Genomic DNA, 14,667 nt, shown 5'->3' on the forward strand with positions numbered 1-14,667 from the left:
TACTGGCTACCCTGGGGATTCTTTGCCTTTTTTTTCTGCCTAGTAAATTTCTTAAACATTTATAGCTAAGGTTAGTTGCATTTAAAAGCGGCTGAATCGGAGCGTTTAGAATAAAAAACGCCAATATTTTGAAGTACATATAAATAACTAGTTAACCATGGGGCTTCTTTTGCCTTTTTTTTCGTTTGGTAAATTTCTTAATGTTTGTAGCTAAAAGAGCCCAAGAGAGGTGTCATGCCAGTGCTCCTTTTTTTGTCATCCCAGTGCCCAGACACTGGGATCTAGCCTTTATTATGCAGTCACTTGGTTGAAATTAAGTCTTCTGGATCCCAGTGTCTGGGCACTGGGATGACACCATTCTTTTTTCTGGATCCAAGTAGTCGAGCTACTTGGATGACAGGGGAGGGAGGTTACTTGGATGACACCATATAGGCTACTTAGAGGACCCAAAAAGGGTGTCATTCCAGTCTGGAATGGCTTTGTTGCATAGCAACCGAAAAAATCTGGCAGTTACTGACAAAATTCATTATAAATAGCCATTTAACCTTTGAAGAAAAAATATGCCACAAAAAATGAGAGTCAGTAACTGCCATGAATATAACAAATTTCTCCAAGAAAGAGGAAGCATTTTTTGTTATATCAATGACGCTATAGAAAATTGGTACGAGAATTGTCCAAAAATGCAGGGCGGCAACTATATTTATAGTGATAAAGTTGTAATTTTGGTGCATATAATCACCAGTCTCTTTAGAATTGGCTTAAGACAAACGGTGGGATTTATAAAAGGATATTTGCAACAAATAGGAAGAAGTTTGCAAGTTATCAACTATTCCCAGGCTTCAAGAAGGTTTAAGAAACTTAATATTAAGATAAATGATTGCAGAAAATAATATGGAAGATATCGAAATTGCTATAGACAGTACAGGAATTAGTATATATAACAACACACAGCAAGGAAAATAGCACTGACAGAAAATATCGTGGCTATGAGCAAACAAGAAAATTGCACGTAATGTTGAATATAAACAGCAAAAAAGCCATAGCTGTAAAATATAGTAACGGTCTGATCACTATGGAGCTTGTGATTTGCTAAAAGAAGTTCATGCAATAAAAGCACTATATGCAGATAGAGCATATGATAGGCACAAAGTTGTGTAACGAATATGATATAAAGGCAAAAATTCCACCAATAAACAATGCGGCAGAACATCCAGAAATAGATTATATGTCTGACAGGAATGCTGCCATTAGGTTAATAAAATTATACGGTGAAGATAGCATGAAAGAATGGAAAAAAGAAGTAAATTATGGCTTATGTTGAAGGGTTTTTCTCAAGATTAAAGCAAATATTTGGATTTAGTTTTAGGAATAAATCTGAGATAAATCGAGAAAAAGAACTGCTAATCAAATGCTATTTGCTCAATAAATTCACTGATATTGGTATGGCTAAATTTGAGATAGTTACATGAATTTACCATAAATCACCATCTCATAAAGTGCGATGCAACAAAGCCATCCCAGTGTCAGCTACTCGGATGACAAGAAAGGGAGCACTGGAATTTTTGTTTCGGTATTTGTACATTAGCCATGCATCTGAACAGATACCAGTATATGCAATTATTTTAAACTTTATCACCAGCTATATACTACAATGTTGCTGAGCTTTGCTAACATTTACACTTGAAGCTAGGGGAGATTCTAGCTTAGTGCTTTCTCCTTCCTGCAAAATAGAAAGCTTCAACAACTTCTTTAGAGTTGATTTTGCAAGTGTTGTATCATCTTTGTTTAAGATGTAGTCTAGCATGCCGTTTTTCTGTAAGAGATTAACAAAATATCTATCTTCCTCATTAGGAACTTCTATCCTGTTAATATAAAATAATACTAAATCCGAGCTCTTTATTGCTAAAATTCCATTTACAAAAGTATCTAATTTTGTTTTGTCTTCAGTTAAGTCTCTAGCTAACCTATTTCTGATATTATCATTATCAAGCACAGTGTACTCGAGATACGAGCAAGGCTCAATAAGTATAAAATCCTCTAAAGGCACTAGTTCTGGATAGGTGCCAGCGTAATCAAGTATGCCACACTTAGTAGTACCATCTTCTACATATTCTATAGTACAGGAATTGAGACGACCATGATACATTGATAGCAAAGAAAAAAGACGTATTATACTTGTACCTCTATCTTTCATTTCCTCGAAAAGTTTCCTATCATTTATTAGTTTATTTAAGATGTAATCCATAGCAGAGTAACCCTGATCGCTAGTACTGTTCTTTTGAATTAGCTGAGGCCATTTAAAAATGGCCTCAGCTAATTCGATAGATTTTTTATCCTCATCTACGAAAGCTTTTTCATTTCTATTTAACTGTATGATCTCAGCTTTGCTATTGCTGCGTAGACTAGTTTGCCCTATTAACCTCTCAAATATTTCTGTATTCATATATATCCTATATTAATTAAAGTAAATATTGATGATATTTACTTTTTAAATAAAAATAAATGAAAATTTTAATAAATATTGTAGCTTTTTAATAGAATGAAAGTATCTGTTCAGATGCATGGCTAATGTACAAATATTGAAGCAAAGTGCGTGATACACAACTGTACGAACATTTGTTTGCAAAGGCAGTATGTTAAGTGTTATAGCCGATTTTGCCTCAAACACAAAGGTGTCATCCCAGTGCCCAGACACTGGGATCCAGAAAAATTGTAAACAAACGCACTATACAACATTTTCGATCAAAAGCTGGATCCCAGTGTCAAGCACTGGGATGACACCATTTATTGTAAGGACTTACCTCACATTTACTCTATGGTCTTGCCGCTATCCTGAACAGATACGAATGAAAGTCTTTTTATATTTGTCTGAGCATCAAAGAGGTTTGATTGGTGTGATACGTTTTCTATCGCGCCTGGCTGCAGTGCCCAGCGTCAAGATCTGATGAACAATGTCCGCTTGCCAGCTTTCGCTTCGATATTTACACAATTGTGCTAGATTCCCTGCATAACTTGCTTCAAAATTTCCTCCTGTTGCTGAGCATGGACACTAGCATAACCACATGCAGGAGATGCAGCAGCAGGCCTCGCGATGCATTTAGGTCTTTTTGCTTGAATATTGAGATTGGACAACACTTCTTCTATCAATGGGTTGACAAAAAACCATCCCCCCATATTTTTTGGTTCTTCTTGACACCATATAATTTCAGCGTTCTTGTATTTCTCAAGTTCACTGCTTAATTTATCGGCAGGAAACGGATAGAATTGCTCCAAACGTATTACTGCTATATCGTTTATTTTTTGTGCTTCACATACTTCAATTATGTTGTAGTAAACTTTACCACTGCATATTACAACTTTACGTATTTTATCATTTAGAACCAAATCTGTTCTATATTCTGGGATTACCGTGAGGAATTTTCCTTCAAAGTCAGATAGGTTAGAAACTGCTCTTTTATGACGCAGTAGCGATTTAGGTGTAAACACTACCAGAGGCTTACGAAAGTCTCTATGCATTTGTCTGCGTAAAGCATGAAAATAATTTGCTGGGGTTGAACAATTAACTACCTGCATATTATCTTCTGCACAGAGTTGCAAAAATCTCTCTATACGCGCGGAGCTATGCTCAGGTCCCTGTCCTTCATAACCATGAGGCAGCAACAAAACTAGACCGCTTGATCGCAACCACTTTGTTTCTGCAGATGCGATAAACTGGTCAATCATAATTTGTGCACCATTTGCGAAATCACCAAATTGTCCTTCCCAGAGCACCAGTGAATATGGGGAATCAAGGCTATATCCATATTCAAAGCCCATTACAGCATACTCTGATAAAGCGCTATCTATGACCTCAAAGTGAGCTTGCTTTCCATTTATATTGTTTAGCGGAATAAACGCTTCTTCCGTTACCTGATCAACAAGCCTTGAATGACGGTGCGAGAAAGTTCCACGTCCAGAATCTTGTCCTGATAAACGCACTCCTATTCCTTCTGTAAGCAGTGACGCAAATGCAAGACTTTCGGCAATTGCCCAGTCTATATTACTACTGGAATTTATACTGTCTATTCTGCCATCAAGTATTTTTCTAACCTTATTATTAATGTTAAAGCTACTTGGGATATTGCTATTTATATACACACCTAATTTTTTCAACTCATCTGGCGGAACACCAGAATCTGTATAGTATTCGCTCAAATCGTTCAACCTTGCCCTTCTTAATTTTGACCATACTCCACAAAACCAGTCAGCTTTTTTTGGAGTGTAAGTCACTGATTCAGCAAGACTTTTATCTAATTTTGCCCTGAACTCACTGCGCAATTTATTTACCTCATCACCACTTAATACTTTCTCTGCGATCAACTTCTCTTCATACAGTGTTCCTGGAGTTTTATGCTTTGATATCGCCTTATACATAAGTGGCTGAGTGAAATTCGGTTCATCGCCTTCATTATGGCCATATTTGCGGTAGCATATTATGTCAATCACTACGTCCTTTTTAAATTTCTGCCTATATTCCATCGCCAAATTCGCAACAAAACTCACAGCTTCAGGGTTATCTCCATTAACGTGAAATACTGGAGCTTCTACTGATTTTGCTATGTCAGTGCAATAAAAAGAAGATCGTGCGCAGCATGGGTTAGCAGTAAAACCAACTTGGTTGTTAATGACAATGTGCACGATGCCATCCACCTTATAGCCTTCAATATTGCTTAAGGTTAGAGTTTCAGCAACCACTCCTTGACCGATGAAAGCCGCATCACCATGAATTGATATGCCAAGCACAGATCTTATATTCTGTTTTGCTCTTATTCTTCCAGCCAAAACCGGATTTACCGCTTCAAGGTGAGATGGATTAGGGCATAAACTTAAATGTATTTTCTTACCACCGGCAAGTGTTCGATCAGAAGAGTAACCAAGGTGATATTTAACATCACCAGACACCTCAAGACCACTTGGGCATGCAAGATTGCCTTGAAATTCAGATAGCATTGCCGCATATTCTTTGCCCATAACTTTGGTTAGAACATTGAGTCGTCCGCGGTGAGCCATGCCAAGGACTATCTCTTCAATACTAAAAGCTGCAGAATCACTAATGATTCTCTCAATTGCAACGATAGCTGATTCCCCACCTTCGATAGAAAAACGTTTATATCCAGGAAATTTCATATGGAGAAATTGTTCGAACATCTCAGATTCAACCAAGTGCCTCAGTATTTCCTTTTTATCTTGTGAACTCAGCGTATAGGTTTGATTTTCGATCTTTTCCTGCAGCCACATCCTCTCCTCATAAGAGGAGATATGCATAAATTCAAAACCGATATTCTTGCAGTAAATATCTCTATAGATTCCAGTGTCACCCGTAGGAGAGAGATTCGAATATTTCTGATAATCTACTTCCTTATTCACATTGGGTGATAACGGATTAAGATCCGCAAAAAAATGACCGTAAGATCTGAAAAAATTTGCTAAACTAGAAACTGAATCATCCACCTTAGTTACATGCTGCGGACTGCAGGTCTCCGCTTTATTAACTTCTAAATTGCTTGAAAAAATTCTATACCAATCCTCCCCGATTGATTTATCACCCTGCAAATAACGGCTATACATTTCTTCCACAAATTCTGCATTATCACCATAAAGGCAGCTTAAACTCGACATAATTACTATATAAGATATCAAACACTTATAAGTATAACTTAAGTTTTTTAAAAAAGAACTCCTTTCGTTTCTAATTATTAAATTACACTTACAACTATTGTAATATGGCACAAATTACATAGCAAATATTGTCATCCCAGTGCGTGAAGGTGGAATCTAGTTTCACTTTATTATGGTGTCATCCGAGTAGCCGACACTTGGATCCAGATTGCATACTGAGTTGGTGAGTATAAAAGTATAGCTTCTACGTCATACCGCTGCGGTATCTCTTAGCCGCTAACAAGTAGCGGGATCTAGACGATTGTCGGTGAATCTAAATTACCTTAGCTACATTTCTAGCTGTAACTATAAATGTATGGATTTTTTATCGTGCCATGTTATAATTAACGTCTTGCTAAAAATTAAATATTGATGAATGAACTAAGAAAGTTAAGTATTACACAAATGCATGACGGGCTCAAAAAAAAGAGTTTTTCTGCCGTTGAACTCGTAAAGGCGCACATCAGTGCGGTTGAAAATGAGAAATTAAATGCATTTATAACAAAAACCCTAGAGATAGCAATGAAAGCTGCTAAAGCTGCAGATGAACATTTCTCTAGGCAAAAGGATGATTTAATCTCGCCGCTCATGGGTATACCAGTTGGCATCAAAGATCTATTCTGTACAAAAGGAATAAAAACAACAGCATGCTCAAAAATGCTGGAAAATTTTGTTCCGACTTACGAATCTACGGTGTCTGACTTGCTTTTAAAAAGTGGAGCAGCCATGCTCGGTAAGCTTAATATGGATGAATTTGCTATGGGTTCTGCGAACACAAATAGCTATTTTGGCCCTGTTGAAAATGTGTGGATTAGAAAAAGTGATGGGGAAAAAGTTGTTCCTGGTGGATCATCTGGTGGATCTGCAGCATCGGTTGCTGGATTTTTATGCGCTGGAGCGTTAGGGAGCGACACCGGTGGATCTGTACGCCAACCAGCAGCTTATTGTGGAGTAGTTGGAATAAAGCCAACTTATGGAAGATGCTCGCGTTTTGGTATGATTGCATTTGCGAGTTCTCTGGATCAAGCAGGAGTCATTACTCGTTCTGTCTCTGATTCAGCATTAATGCTGGAAGCAATTTGTGGCTATGATACAAAAGATTCAATATCGAGCGAAAAGCCAGTGCCTAAATTTTCTAGCTTTATAAATAGTGATGTCAAGGGTAAGTGTATTGGTATACCAAAAGAATATAGGATGGATGGAATTTCAGAGGAAATAGTTCATAATTGGGAAAGAGTTGCTTCCTATTTAAAAGAAAATGGCGCTGAAGTTGTTGACATTACTCTGCCACATACTAAATATGCAATACCAGTCTATTATTTAATCTGTTCTGCTGAAACTTCATCCAATCTTGCTCGTTACGATGGTGTGCGTTATGGATTAAGGGTTGATGCTGATACCCTTGAAGAAATGTATTCACTAACAAGAGCAGAAGGTTTTGGTAAAGAGGTGAAAAGAAGAATTTTAATTGGCGCTTATGCGCTTTCTTCAGGTCATTATAATGAATATTACGAAAAAGCGCAGTGCATTAGGGCATTAATCAGAAATGATTTTATAAAAGCGTTTGAAAAAATAGATTACATACTTGTGCCATCTGCTCCAACGGAAGCTTTTGGCTTAAATGAAAAGCCAGATCCGTTAATTATGTGCATCAATGATGTGTTTACTGTGCCGGCAAGTCTGGCAGGATTGCCTGCTATTTCTGTTCCTGTTGGGCTCTCCAATGAGGGTTTACCACTTGCCTTGCAAGTGATTGGAAATTATTATGATGAAGCTGGAATATTAAATGTGGCAAGTGTGATAGAGCAAAATTGCGGCAGAATAATTAGACCTCTGGCAAAATATATTAAGTAAGTTTTTTCGTTTCTATTGGATGACAGCTGGATGCCCAACGTGCTGCCAAAAGCTATGCAAAAAGTCTATTGACAGGTGATTAAACTATAATGTAGCCTATCGCCATATATCCGGGGGTGGGTTATTGTGAGGCTTTTTCACTTTTTATTCTTATTAATGTGTTTTTCTCTGTATTACTATGCGGGTTTTATATTTTCGCCCTGCCCAAAAGCTACGGTTTGCTTTTCACCTGGAGAAGATTGTGCTGTGCCGATAATCAGCGTAATAGATCAGTCTAAAAAATCTATCCTAGTTCAAGAATATACATTTACTCTTGGAACAATTGCAAAATCTTTGATTAATGCTAAAGAGCGTGGTGTTGATGTTAAAGTCATCTTAGATAAATCGCAACTCTACTCAAAATATAGTGTTATAAATGAATTATTTTCAGGTGGAGTACCAGTTTGGATCGATGATAAGCCAAAAATTGCTCATAATAAGATAATGATTGTTGATAATCAAAAAGTTATCACAGGGTCGTTTAACCTGAGTAAGACAGCTAAAAAAGGAAATGCTGAAAATTTATTAATTATTACAGATTATCCTGAATTGATTCAGCAGTATGTGAAAAACTGGGAGGCACGAATGTCACAGTCTTATAAATATGCTCCCAACTAATCAAAAGCACTTGCTTACAATCAGTTCTAAAAACAGCAAGAGAGAGCTTTTTTGATTGACTGGTATAATGATTATGATATAATAAACCAAAAGTTTAAGGAATAAAGTAATGGATTACATAAATGATGCTGCCGGTAGCTACACTGCCGTTCATGATTTTTTTCAACACAGTGGTGTTGGAGATTACAAAGTTCAATGCAGTTATGGTGGGGTACCGTATGCTACTGATGAGTACGTGCATTCTGGCGATAAATTTTGGAGTAATAATTTCATAGACTCACATTTTGGAAGGGAAATAAAAATGTGTCCTCAAAGTGAACTTTTAGCTAAAGAATATGCTGGAAATACGCTGCCAGTTTCAATATCACTAGATAAGGATTTAATAAAAATAAAGGAATGTCAGAAAAAAACGAAATTTGTGGAACTAGAAAGGGAGTTAGGCGATTTAGTGCATGATAAGCAAAAGCATGTAAAGTGTTACACAACAAAGCTATCATATGATGATGTGCATATTTACAATAACGATAAAGTTTCAACATTTAGCATAAAATACGACGTGCCAAATGATCCGAAATACAGTTTAAATATAACATTTACAAAGGTTAATGATAATAAACCAGGATTTTGGCAGAAATTTAAAAACATGTTTTAACGTGACCATTCACTGGTTTTTACTCAATCAACCAACTACATTCTGTAATATTTTGGACGTCAAAAATTGACTTTATTTTTCTTGAGCTTTTTTTAATTTAAAATAAATACAGAAGCTTGTATCTTGAAATTTGCTGCAAGTGCAATTGCTTTCCAGCTATCTTTTATGGTATCTGTTCAGCTAAGCAGTGTGAGAGACAATATAGCTAAACCATACGCGTCAAGTTAAGAAGCAAGGGTAAGAAAATTCAATGAACTTAAGGTGGATACTCTAGTTTTTCTATATCTATCTTTCACAGAAAATTGTGACCAGTCTGTGGTAAGTTTTTTCAGGAAAATTCTCAAATTATTAATTTTACTGCTTAACGCTAAAAACAACTCCCTAATCCTTCTTTTTAATTCAATGAATGCCTTTGTTAAACTCAGCTCTGTATTCTCTTTCAGTTTTATACAACCAACTATTCCATGAAATATAAGAATTGCGCACAATTTAGCGTATAGTTCACATAATACTCTGTATGGTTTTCCTTTAAGTTCGTCAAGCCTGATGTGACTCTTATACAATTTAAATAATAATTCAATCTGCCATCTTACCCTGTAAACTGTTAATACTTGTTCAGCGCTGATTTTACTCTCTGGAACGTTAGTTATGAATATCGACCAATCCAGCAATTTTTGATTCTTTTGAGAAGATGTATATCCATGTGATTTTGCTAACTTATTAGCCCTTCTTCTTCTAATTATAGACTGTTCTTCAGTTAATTTTTGACATATAATTCTCACTTTAATTTTTACTTCTTTTCCTAATAGCACTTCCATCTCTAGAAGGGATTGACCTTCTAAACATTCCAACAACTCTATTTTTTGATTTGTTTCTATATCATATATATTGGTATCAGACTTATAACGACTAACAAAATATGCACCTGCTTCATCAATCTGTTTAAAAGAACTAGGCACAAAGTAGCACAAATCAAATATTAGCAAATCATTGGCTGATAAACCGTTCAGATAATCCCTATAACCTTGATCCGACCTTATTCCTTCTATTAAATTTAACTTATCTAGCGCTTGGTTCAGGTAATCAAAGACTAACTGCAGCTTTATTCCTGATTTGGTATTACTCTCACAATCTCTATAGCTACTCCCATATCCTTTGTACATATCTTCCATGCTACTAGGCAGGCTAATATAGCTACTATCCAATAGCTTAATGCTTCTAAATTGCTTCAAAATTCTGCAATCAACCTGTAAGCTGTTTTTAAATAAAACTAAAGATTCATTATACATTCTTTTCATAAATTCCACTGCTTCTTCAGTAAATCTAAAATCCAAACCCTGTTTTGTAATTTCTATCGAGTCTTCATTTAGCAATTGGCACATTGTTTCTATGCTGCAATCACCAACTCCTATGTTACCAAAAACCATAGCTTTTATGAATGATGAGCCATTAAGTTTTCTCTTTCTTTTTATAAAACCTACTGCAATTGATATTTCGTCTGCTTTTTCATTAAAGAATTCATTGAGGTCTTTTGATAAGCAAGCTATTCTGTCCATTGTAAGTTCTCTCATTCACATATCCAAGAGAACTTATACCTTATTCTTTTCCTTCACTCTATCAATTTTACTTACACTTTTCCTTAACTTGACGCGTATGCTTATATGGCCTCTCTAAATTTTGCCCACAAAAACCTAGTACGAAAACTTCTGTTGTGATTAAAAATACACTAAATCTTGGTTTGCGCATGTTTCATTTTCTGCCATAAGAGACAATAATTTTGCGCTCTCGAGGAGACTATTTGCACCAACTGCTAAGATATGAGATTTTGCTTCTGTAAGTTCGCATTCAATCTTATCTATTTTCCCATCCAAATTTTTATGTGCATCTCTGATTAACTTATTCATTTCATTTTCTAAAAGTTTTCTTGCTTCTTTACTCTGTTCAGTAAGAAGATCATCTATTTTGCTTGTAATTTCAGGCTTTATAAGACTTTCAATTTTTTCTTCACTGTATTTTTTGATTGCTTCTTCTATCTGAGTCTTTATTTCTGGCTTCAGCAGATCTGCAACTTCTGGTCCTACATTTTTTACTGCTTTTTCAGCTGCATCTTTAGCTGCTTTTGTAGCATTTTCATTAACAGACTTCAATATATTTTTTTCTATTTCCTGAGCTTTTTCGTTTACTTCAGCTTTAGCTGCTTTTCTAGCTTCTGCTTTTAAGTCGTCACCCATTTCAGATATTACTTGATTCGCAGCTTCTTTTGCTGTTTTGCTTATACCCAGAATTTTATCGAATAGTCCTGCACGATGCACTTGAGAGCTGAAGTTTGATTCGTTAACCGAATTTTTGTAATTGTATTTTGCCATAATATACTCCTTAATTTAAAAATTATACCAATATTATCATATAAATGTAAATGTTATATTAATATTAGTATAGTTACTTTTATGGTACCTTTGAAAAAATTCATGGCTTGACGACAAAGGCTAATGTAGCATTATATTGGTATCATGACTAACTTAGAAAAGATGAGAGAAAAACTACAAGATCAAATAAATTATCATAATGTTTTGTATCACCAAAAAAATAAGCCAGAAATAAGTGATGCTGAATATGATGAACTGAAGAAAAAGTTAGCTGAAATAGAGCCAGAAATTTATGCAACACAAGATAGTGTTGGTGCTCCACCTGATGAGAGGTTTTCTAAGGTGGAACATCAAGAACCTATGCTTTCCCTTGAGAATGCTTATGATGAACAAGGTGTAGAGAAATTTTTGTCTAAAATAAAGAGGTTTTTAATTGAGGACAAAATAGAGATATTATGTGAACCAAAAATTGATGGGTTGTCCTTTTCTGCAATTTATGAGGATGGAAGATTTATTAAAGCTGCAACTCGAGGTGACGGGTTTTTAGGGGAAGATGTCACTCACAATGTTGCAACAATAAAAGGCTTTCCTAAGTTTTTGCAAGGTGTGCAAGGAAGACTAGAAGTAAGAGGTGAGATATACATCGGTAACAGCGACTTTTTAAAGTTAAATGAAAACGATGAATTTGCCAATCCTCGAAATGCAGCTGCTGGTTCTTTAAAGCAATTGGATGCAAACATTACAGCAAGCAGACCTCTTAGATATTTTGCTTATTCTTTAATTGGTGGAGCAGAGAAAAGTCAAAGTGAAATACTAAATAAGCTTGAGGCACTTGGTTTTTGCGTAAATGAGCATCAGTCCTTAACGAGTAGTTTGGATGGAATGCTGAAGTTCTATAACGAAGTCTATAACTGTCGCTATAACTTGGATTATGATATTGATGGAATAGTCTATAAAGTAAATGATTTGGTACTACAAAATCGTCTAGGGAATACTCACAAAGCACCGCGCTCAGCACTTGCATACAAGTTTTCTGCGGTTTATGCAAAAACAAAGTTAAATAAAATATTTATACAGGTGGGCAGAACAGGGGTTTTAACTCCAGTTGCAGATTTAGTGCCAGTCAATGTTGGTGGGGTGCTAGTTAGTAGAGCAAGTCTGCATAACCAAGATGAGATAAAACGTAAAGATATAAGAGAGGGAGATATTGTAACAATCAAAAGGGCAGGGGATGTAATTCCCCAGATCGTTGAAGTAAGCAGAGATTCTCGTCTTCCAAATACACCTGAATTTGTGTTTCCTGAAGTATGCCCTGAATGTGGTAGTAAAGTACGTCAGGTTGAGGGAGAGGCAGCAGTAAGATGTCCTGAGGAATTTGCCTGTAAAGCTCAAATGATAGAAAAACTAAAGCATTTTGTATCGAAAGATGCATTTGACATTGTTGGCCTTGGTGATAAGCAGATAGAGTTTTTTTACGACCTTGGTCTGATAAAACAAATCCATGATATTTTTACTTTAGAAGAAAAATTGGATGAATTTAATCTGGAAGAACAGTCTGGTTGGGGCAAGAAATCAATAGCTCATTTATTAAATGCTATACAAAGCAGAAGGGTAATAACTCTAGATAGGTTTATATTTTCTTTAGGTATTAGATTTATTGGTCAAGTTGCAGCAGAATTGCTTGCAGATTATTATGTTTCTTATGATAATTGGTATAATTCGATGATTGAACTGTCATCAGATAATACTGAGCTAGTGGGTATAGACGGCATAGGAAAAAAAGGGGCTGAATCTTTGGAGTCATTTTTTTCTAAGGAACATAACATCAAAATGTTAAATGATCTTACTGCTTGTCTTCAAATTCTTCCTGTGAGCTCCAACTCTAGTGACTCTGTTTTAAATAATAAAATTATAGTGTTTACTGGTAAGCTACTTGCTATGAGTAGAGGAGAGGCAAAAGTAAGAGCCAAAACTCTAGGAGCAAAGGTCAGCTCACATCTTTCTGCTAAAACTGACTACCTAATTGCAGGAGAAAAACCAGGATCCAAATATAAAAAGGCAGTGGAATTAGGTGTAGAAATTTTAGATGAAGACCAGTGGCATAAAGTGATAAGTTTGGGAGTGTTCAAATGACCATACGCGTCAAGTTAAGAAGCAAGGGTAAGAAAATTCAATGAACTTAAGGTGGATAGTCTAGTTTTTCTATATCTATCTTTCACAGAAAATTGTGACCAGTCTGTGGTAAGTTTTTTCAGGAAAATTCTCAAATTATTAATTTTACTGCTTAACGCTAAAAACAACTCCCTAATCCTTCTTTTTAATTCAATGAATGCCTTTGTTAAACTCAGCTCTGTATTCTCTTTCAGTTTTATACAACCAACTATTCCATGAAATATAAGAATTGCGCACAATTTAGCGTATAGTTCACATAATACTCTGTATGGTTTTCCTTTAAGTTCGTCAAGCCTGATGTGACTCTTATACAATTTAAATAATAATTCAATCTGCCATCTTACCCTGTAAACTGTTAATACTTGTTCAGCGCTGATTTTACTCTCTGGAACGTTAGTTATGAATATCGACCAATCCAGCAATTTTTGATTCTTTTGAGAAGATGTATATCCATGTGATTTTGCTAACTTATTAGCCCTTCTTCTTCTAATTATAGACTGTTCTTCAGTTAATTTTTGACATATAATTCTCACTTTAATTTTTACTTCTTTTCCTAATAGCACTTCCATCTCTAGAAGGGATTGACCTTCTAAACATTCCAACAACTCTATTTTTTGATTTGTTTCTATATCATATATATTGGTATCAGACTTATAACGACTAACAAAATATGCACCTGCTTCATCAATCTGTTTAAAAGAACTAGGCACAAAGTAGCACAAATCAAATATTAGCAAATCATTGGCTGATAAACCGTTCAGATAATCCCTATAACCTTGATCCGACCTTATTCCTTCTATTAAATTTAACTTATCTAGCGCTTGGTTCAGGTAATCAAAGACTAACTGCAGCTTTATTCCTGATTTGGTATTACTCTCACAATCTCTATAGCTACTCCCATATCCTTTGTACATATCTTCCATGCTACTGGGCAGGCTAATATAATCCAAACCCTGTTTTGTAATTTCTATCGAGTCTTCATTTAGCAATTGGCACATTGTTTCTATGCTGCAATCACCAACTCCTATGTTACCAAAAACCATAGCTTTTATGAATGATGAGCCATTAAGTTTTCTCTTTCTTTTTATAAAACCTACTGCAATTGATATTTCGTCTGCTTTTTCATTAAAGAATTCATTGAGGTCTTTTGATAAGCAAGCTATTCTGTCCATTGTAAGTTCTCTCATTCACATATCCAAGAGAACTTATACCTTATTCTTTTCCTTCACTCTATCAATTTTACTTACACTTTTCCTTAACTTGACGCGT

General features: G+C 35.5%; 12 protein-coding genes and 1 pseudogene. 7 read left to right on the forward strand and 6 right to left on the reverse strand.

All coding sequences use genetic code 11. From position 1 onward, the window contains the following. Positions 1-303 precede the first annotated feature (303 nt). Together OPR57_RS08010 and OPR57_RS08150 are read left to right on the forward strand one after the other, a co-directional pair. Positions 304-432: a hypothetical protein gene (locus tag OPR57_RS08010; protein ID WP_265037179.1), complete on the forward strand. Its 129-nt coding sequence runs from the start codon at positions 304-306 to the stop codon at positions 430-432. Between the two features lie 128 nt (positions 433-560). Next, positions 561-1,469, forward strand: a pseudogene (locus OPR57_RS08150) (IS5 family transposase). A gap of 20 nt (positions 1,470-1,489) precedes the next feature. On the opposite strand, the gene OPR57_RS02640 reads toward OPR57_RS08150, so the two are convergent. Together OPR57_RS02640 and OPR57_RS02645 are read right to left on the reverse strand one after the other, a co-directional pair. Next, complete coding sequence (locus OPR57_RS02640; RefSeq protein ID WP_265037183.1) at positions 1,490-1,636, reverse strand: hypothetical protein; 147 nt, start codon at positions 1,634-1,636, stop codon at positions 1,490-1,492. A gap of 3 nt (positions 1,637-1,639) precedes the next feature. Beyond that, complete coding sequence (locus OPR57_RS02645; RefSeq protein WP_265037185.1) at positions 1,640-2,443, reverse strand: hypothetical protein; 804 nt, start codon at positions 2,441-2,443, stop codon at positions 1,640-1,642. Positions 2,444-2,633: 190 nt separating this feature from the next. Here OPR57_RS02645 and OPR57_RS02650 point away from each other — a divergent pair, with 190 nt between their 5' ends. Continuing rightward, complete coding sequence (locus OPR57_RS02650; protein ID WP_265027294.1) at positions 2,634-2,945, forward strand: hypothetical protein; 312 nt, start codon at positions 2,634-2,636, stop codon at positions 2,943-2,945. Between the two features lie 49 nt (positions 2,946-2,994). On the opposite strand, the gene OPR57_RS02655 is transcribed toward OPR57_RS02650, so the two are convergent. After that, a complete protein-coding gene (locus tag OPR57_RS02655) occupies positions 2,995-5,658 on the reverse strand; it encodes a 2-oxoglutarate dehydrogenase E1 component (RefSeq protein WP_265037187.1) in 2,664 nt (887 codons plus the stop codon). 411 nt (positions 5,659-6,069) lie between these two features. Between OPR57_RS02655 and gatA the strand changes: the two genes are divergently transcribed. The 3 genes from gatA (at position 6,070) to OPR57_RS02670 (ending at position 8,860) form a co-directional block, all read left to right on the forward strand. Next, a complete protein-coding gene (gene gatA, locus OPR57_RS02660; RefSeq protein ID WP_265037189.1) occupies positions 6,070-7,551 on the forward strand; it encodes an Asp-tRNA(Asn)/Glu-tRNA(Gln) amidotransferase subunit GatA in 1,482 nt (493 codons plus the stop codon). A gap of 126 nt (positions 7,552-7,677) precedes the next feature. After that, entirely contained in the window at positions 7,678-8,208 is a 531-nt protein-coding gene (locus OPR57_RS02665; RefSeq protein ID WP_265037190.1) for a phospholipase D family nuclease, read from the forward strand. Between the two features lie 109 nt (positions 8,209-8,317). Further along, entirely contained in the window at positions 8,318-8,860 is a 543-nt protein-coding gene (locus OPR57_RS02670) for a hypothetical protein (RefSeq protein ID WP_265037192.1), read from the forward strand. Between the two features lie 224 nt (positions 8,861-9,084). Here the strand turns inward: OPR57_RS02670 and OPR57_RS02675 are convergent, their stop codons facing one another. Both OPR57_RS02675 and OPR57_RS02680 read right to left on the reverse strand, forming a co-directional pair. Further along, entirely contained in the window at positions 9,085-10,416 is a 1,332-nt protein-coding gene (locus OPR57_RS02675) for an IS4 family transposase (protein ID WP_406831642.1), read from the reverse strand. A gap of 159 nt (positions 10,417-10,575) precedes the next feature. After that, positions 10,576-11,226 (reverse strand): hypothetical protein, encoded by a 651-nt coding sequence (locus OPR57_RS02680; RefSeq protein WP_265037194.1) that lies wholly within the window; start codon positions 11,224-11,226, stop codon positions 10,576-10,578. Positions 11,227-11,370: 144 nt separating this feature from the next. Between OPR57_RS02680 and ligA the strand changes: the two genes are divergently transcribed. Beyond that, the gene (gene ligA / locus OPR57_RS02685) at positions 11,371-13,359 is read left to right on the forward strand and encodes an NAD-dependent DNA ligase LigA (protein ID WP_265037196.1); all 1,989 of its coding nucleotides are present in this window, start codon (positions 11,371-11,373) and stop codon (positions 13,357-13,359) included. Between the two features lie 14 nt (positions 13,360-13,373). On the opposite strand, the gene OPR57_RS02690 is transcribed toward ligA, so the two are convergent. Next, positions 13,374-14,570, reverse strand: a complete 1,197-nt coding sequence (locus OPR57_RS02690; RefSeq protein WP_406831644.1) for an IS4 family transposase — start codon at positions 14,568-14,570, stop codon at positions 13,374-13,376. Between the last annotated feature and the right edge of the window lie 97 nt (positions 14,571-14,667).

This window comes from Wolbachia endosymbiont (group A) of Anomoia purmunda, from assembly GCF_947251545.1.
Taxonomy (GTDB): domain Bacteria; phylum Pseudomonadota; class Alphaproteobacteria; order Rickettsiales; family Anaplasmataceae; genus Wolbachia.

What these genes read in the sequence shown, in the direction of transcription:
- OPR57_RS02645 (WP_265037185.1), bottom strand. Translation starts at nt 2,443, where the DNA reads ATGAATACAGAAATATTTGAGAGGTTAATAGGGCAAACTAGTCTACGC.
- OPR57_RS02650 (WP_265027294.1), top strand. Translation starts at nt 2,634, where the DNA reads ATGTTAAGTGTTATAGCCGATTTTGCCTCAAACACAAAGGTGTCATCC.
- OPR57_RS02655 (WP_265037187.1), bottom strand. Translation starts at nt 5,658, where the DNA reads ATGTCGAGTTTAAGCTGCCTTTATGGTGATAATGCAGAATTTGTGGAA.
- gatA (WP_265037189.1), top strand. Translation starts at nt 6,070, where the DNA reads ATGAATGAACTAAGAAAGTTAAGTATTACACAAATGCATGACGGGCTC.
- OPR57_RS02670 (WP_265037192.1), top strand. Translation starts at nt 8,318, where the DNA reads ATGGATTACATAAATGATGCTGCCGGTAGCTACACTGCCGTTCATGAT.
- OPR57_RS02675 (WP_406831642.1), bottom strand. Translation starts at nt 10,416, where the DNA reads ATGGACAGAATAGCTTGCTTATCAAAAGACCTCAATGAATTCTTTAAT.
- OPR57_RS02680 (WP_265037194.1), bottom strand. Translation starts at nt 11,226, where the DNA reads ATGGCAAAATACAATTACAAAAATTCGGTTAACGAATCAAACTTCAGC.
- ligA (WP_265037196.1), top strand. Translation starts at nt 11,371, where the DNA reads ATGACTAACTTAGAAAAGATGAGAGAAAAACTACAAGATCAAATAAAT.
- OPR57_RS02690 (WP_406831644.1), bottom strand. Translation starts at nt 14,570, where the DNA reads ATGGACAGAATAGCTTGCTTATCAAAAGACCTCAATGAATTCTTTAAT.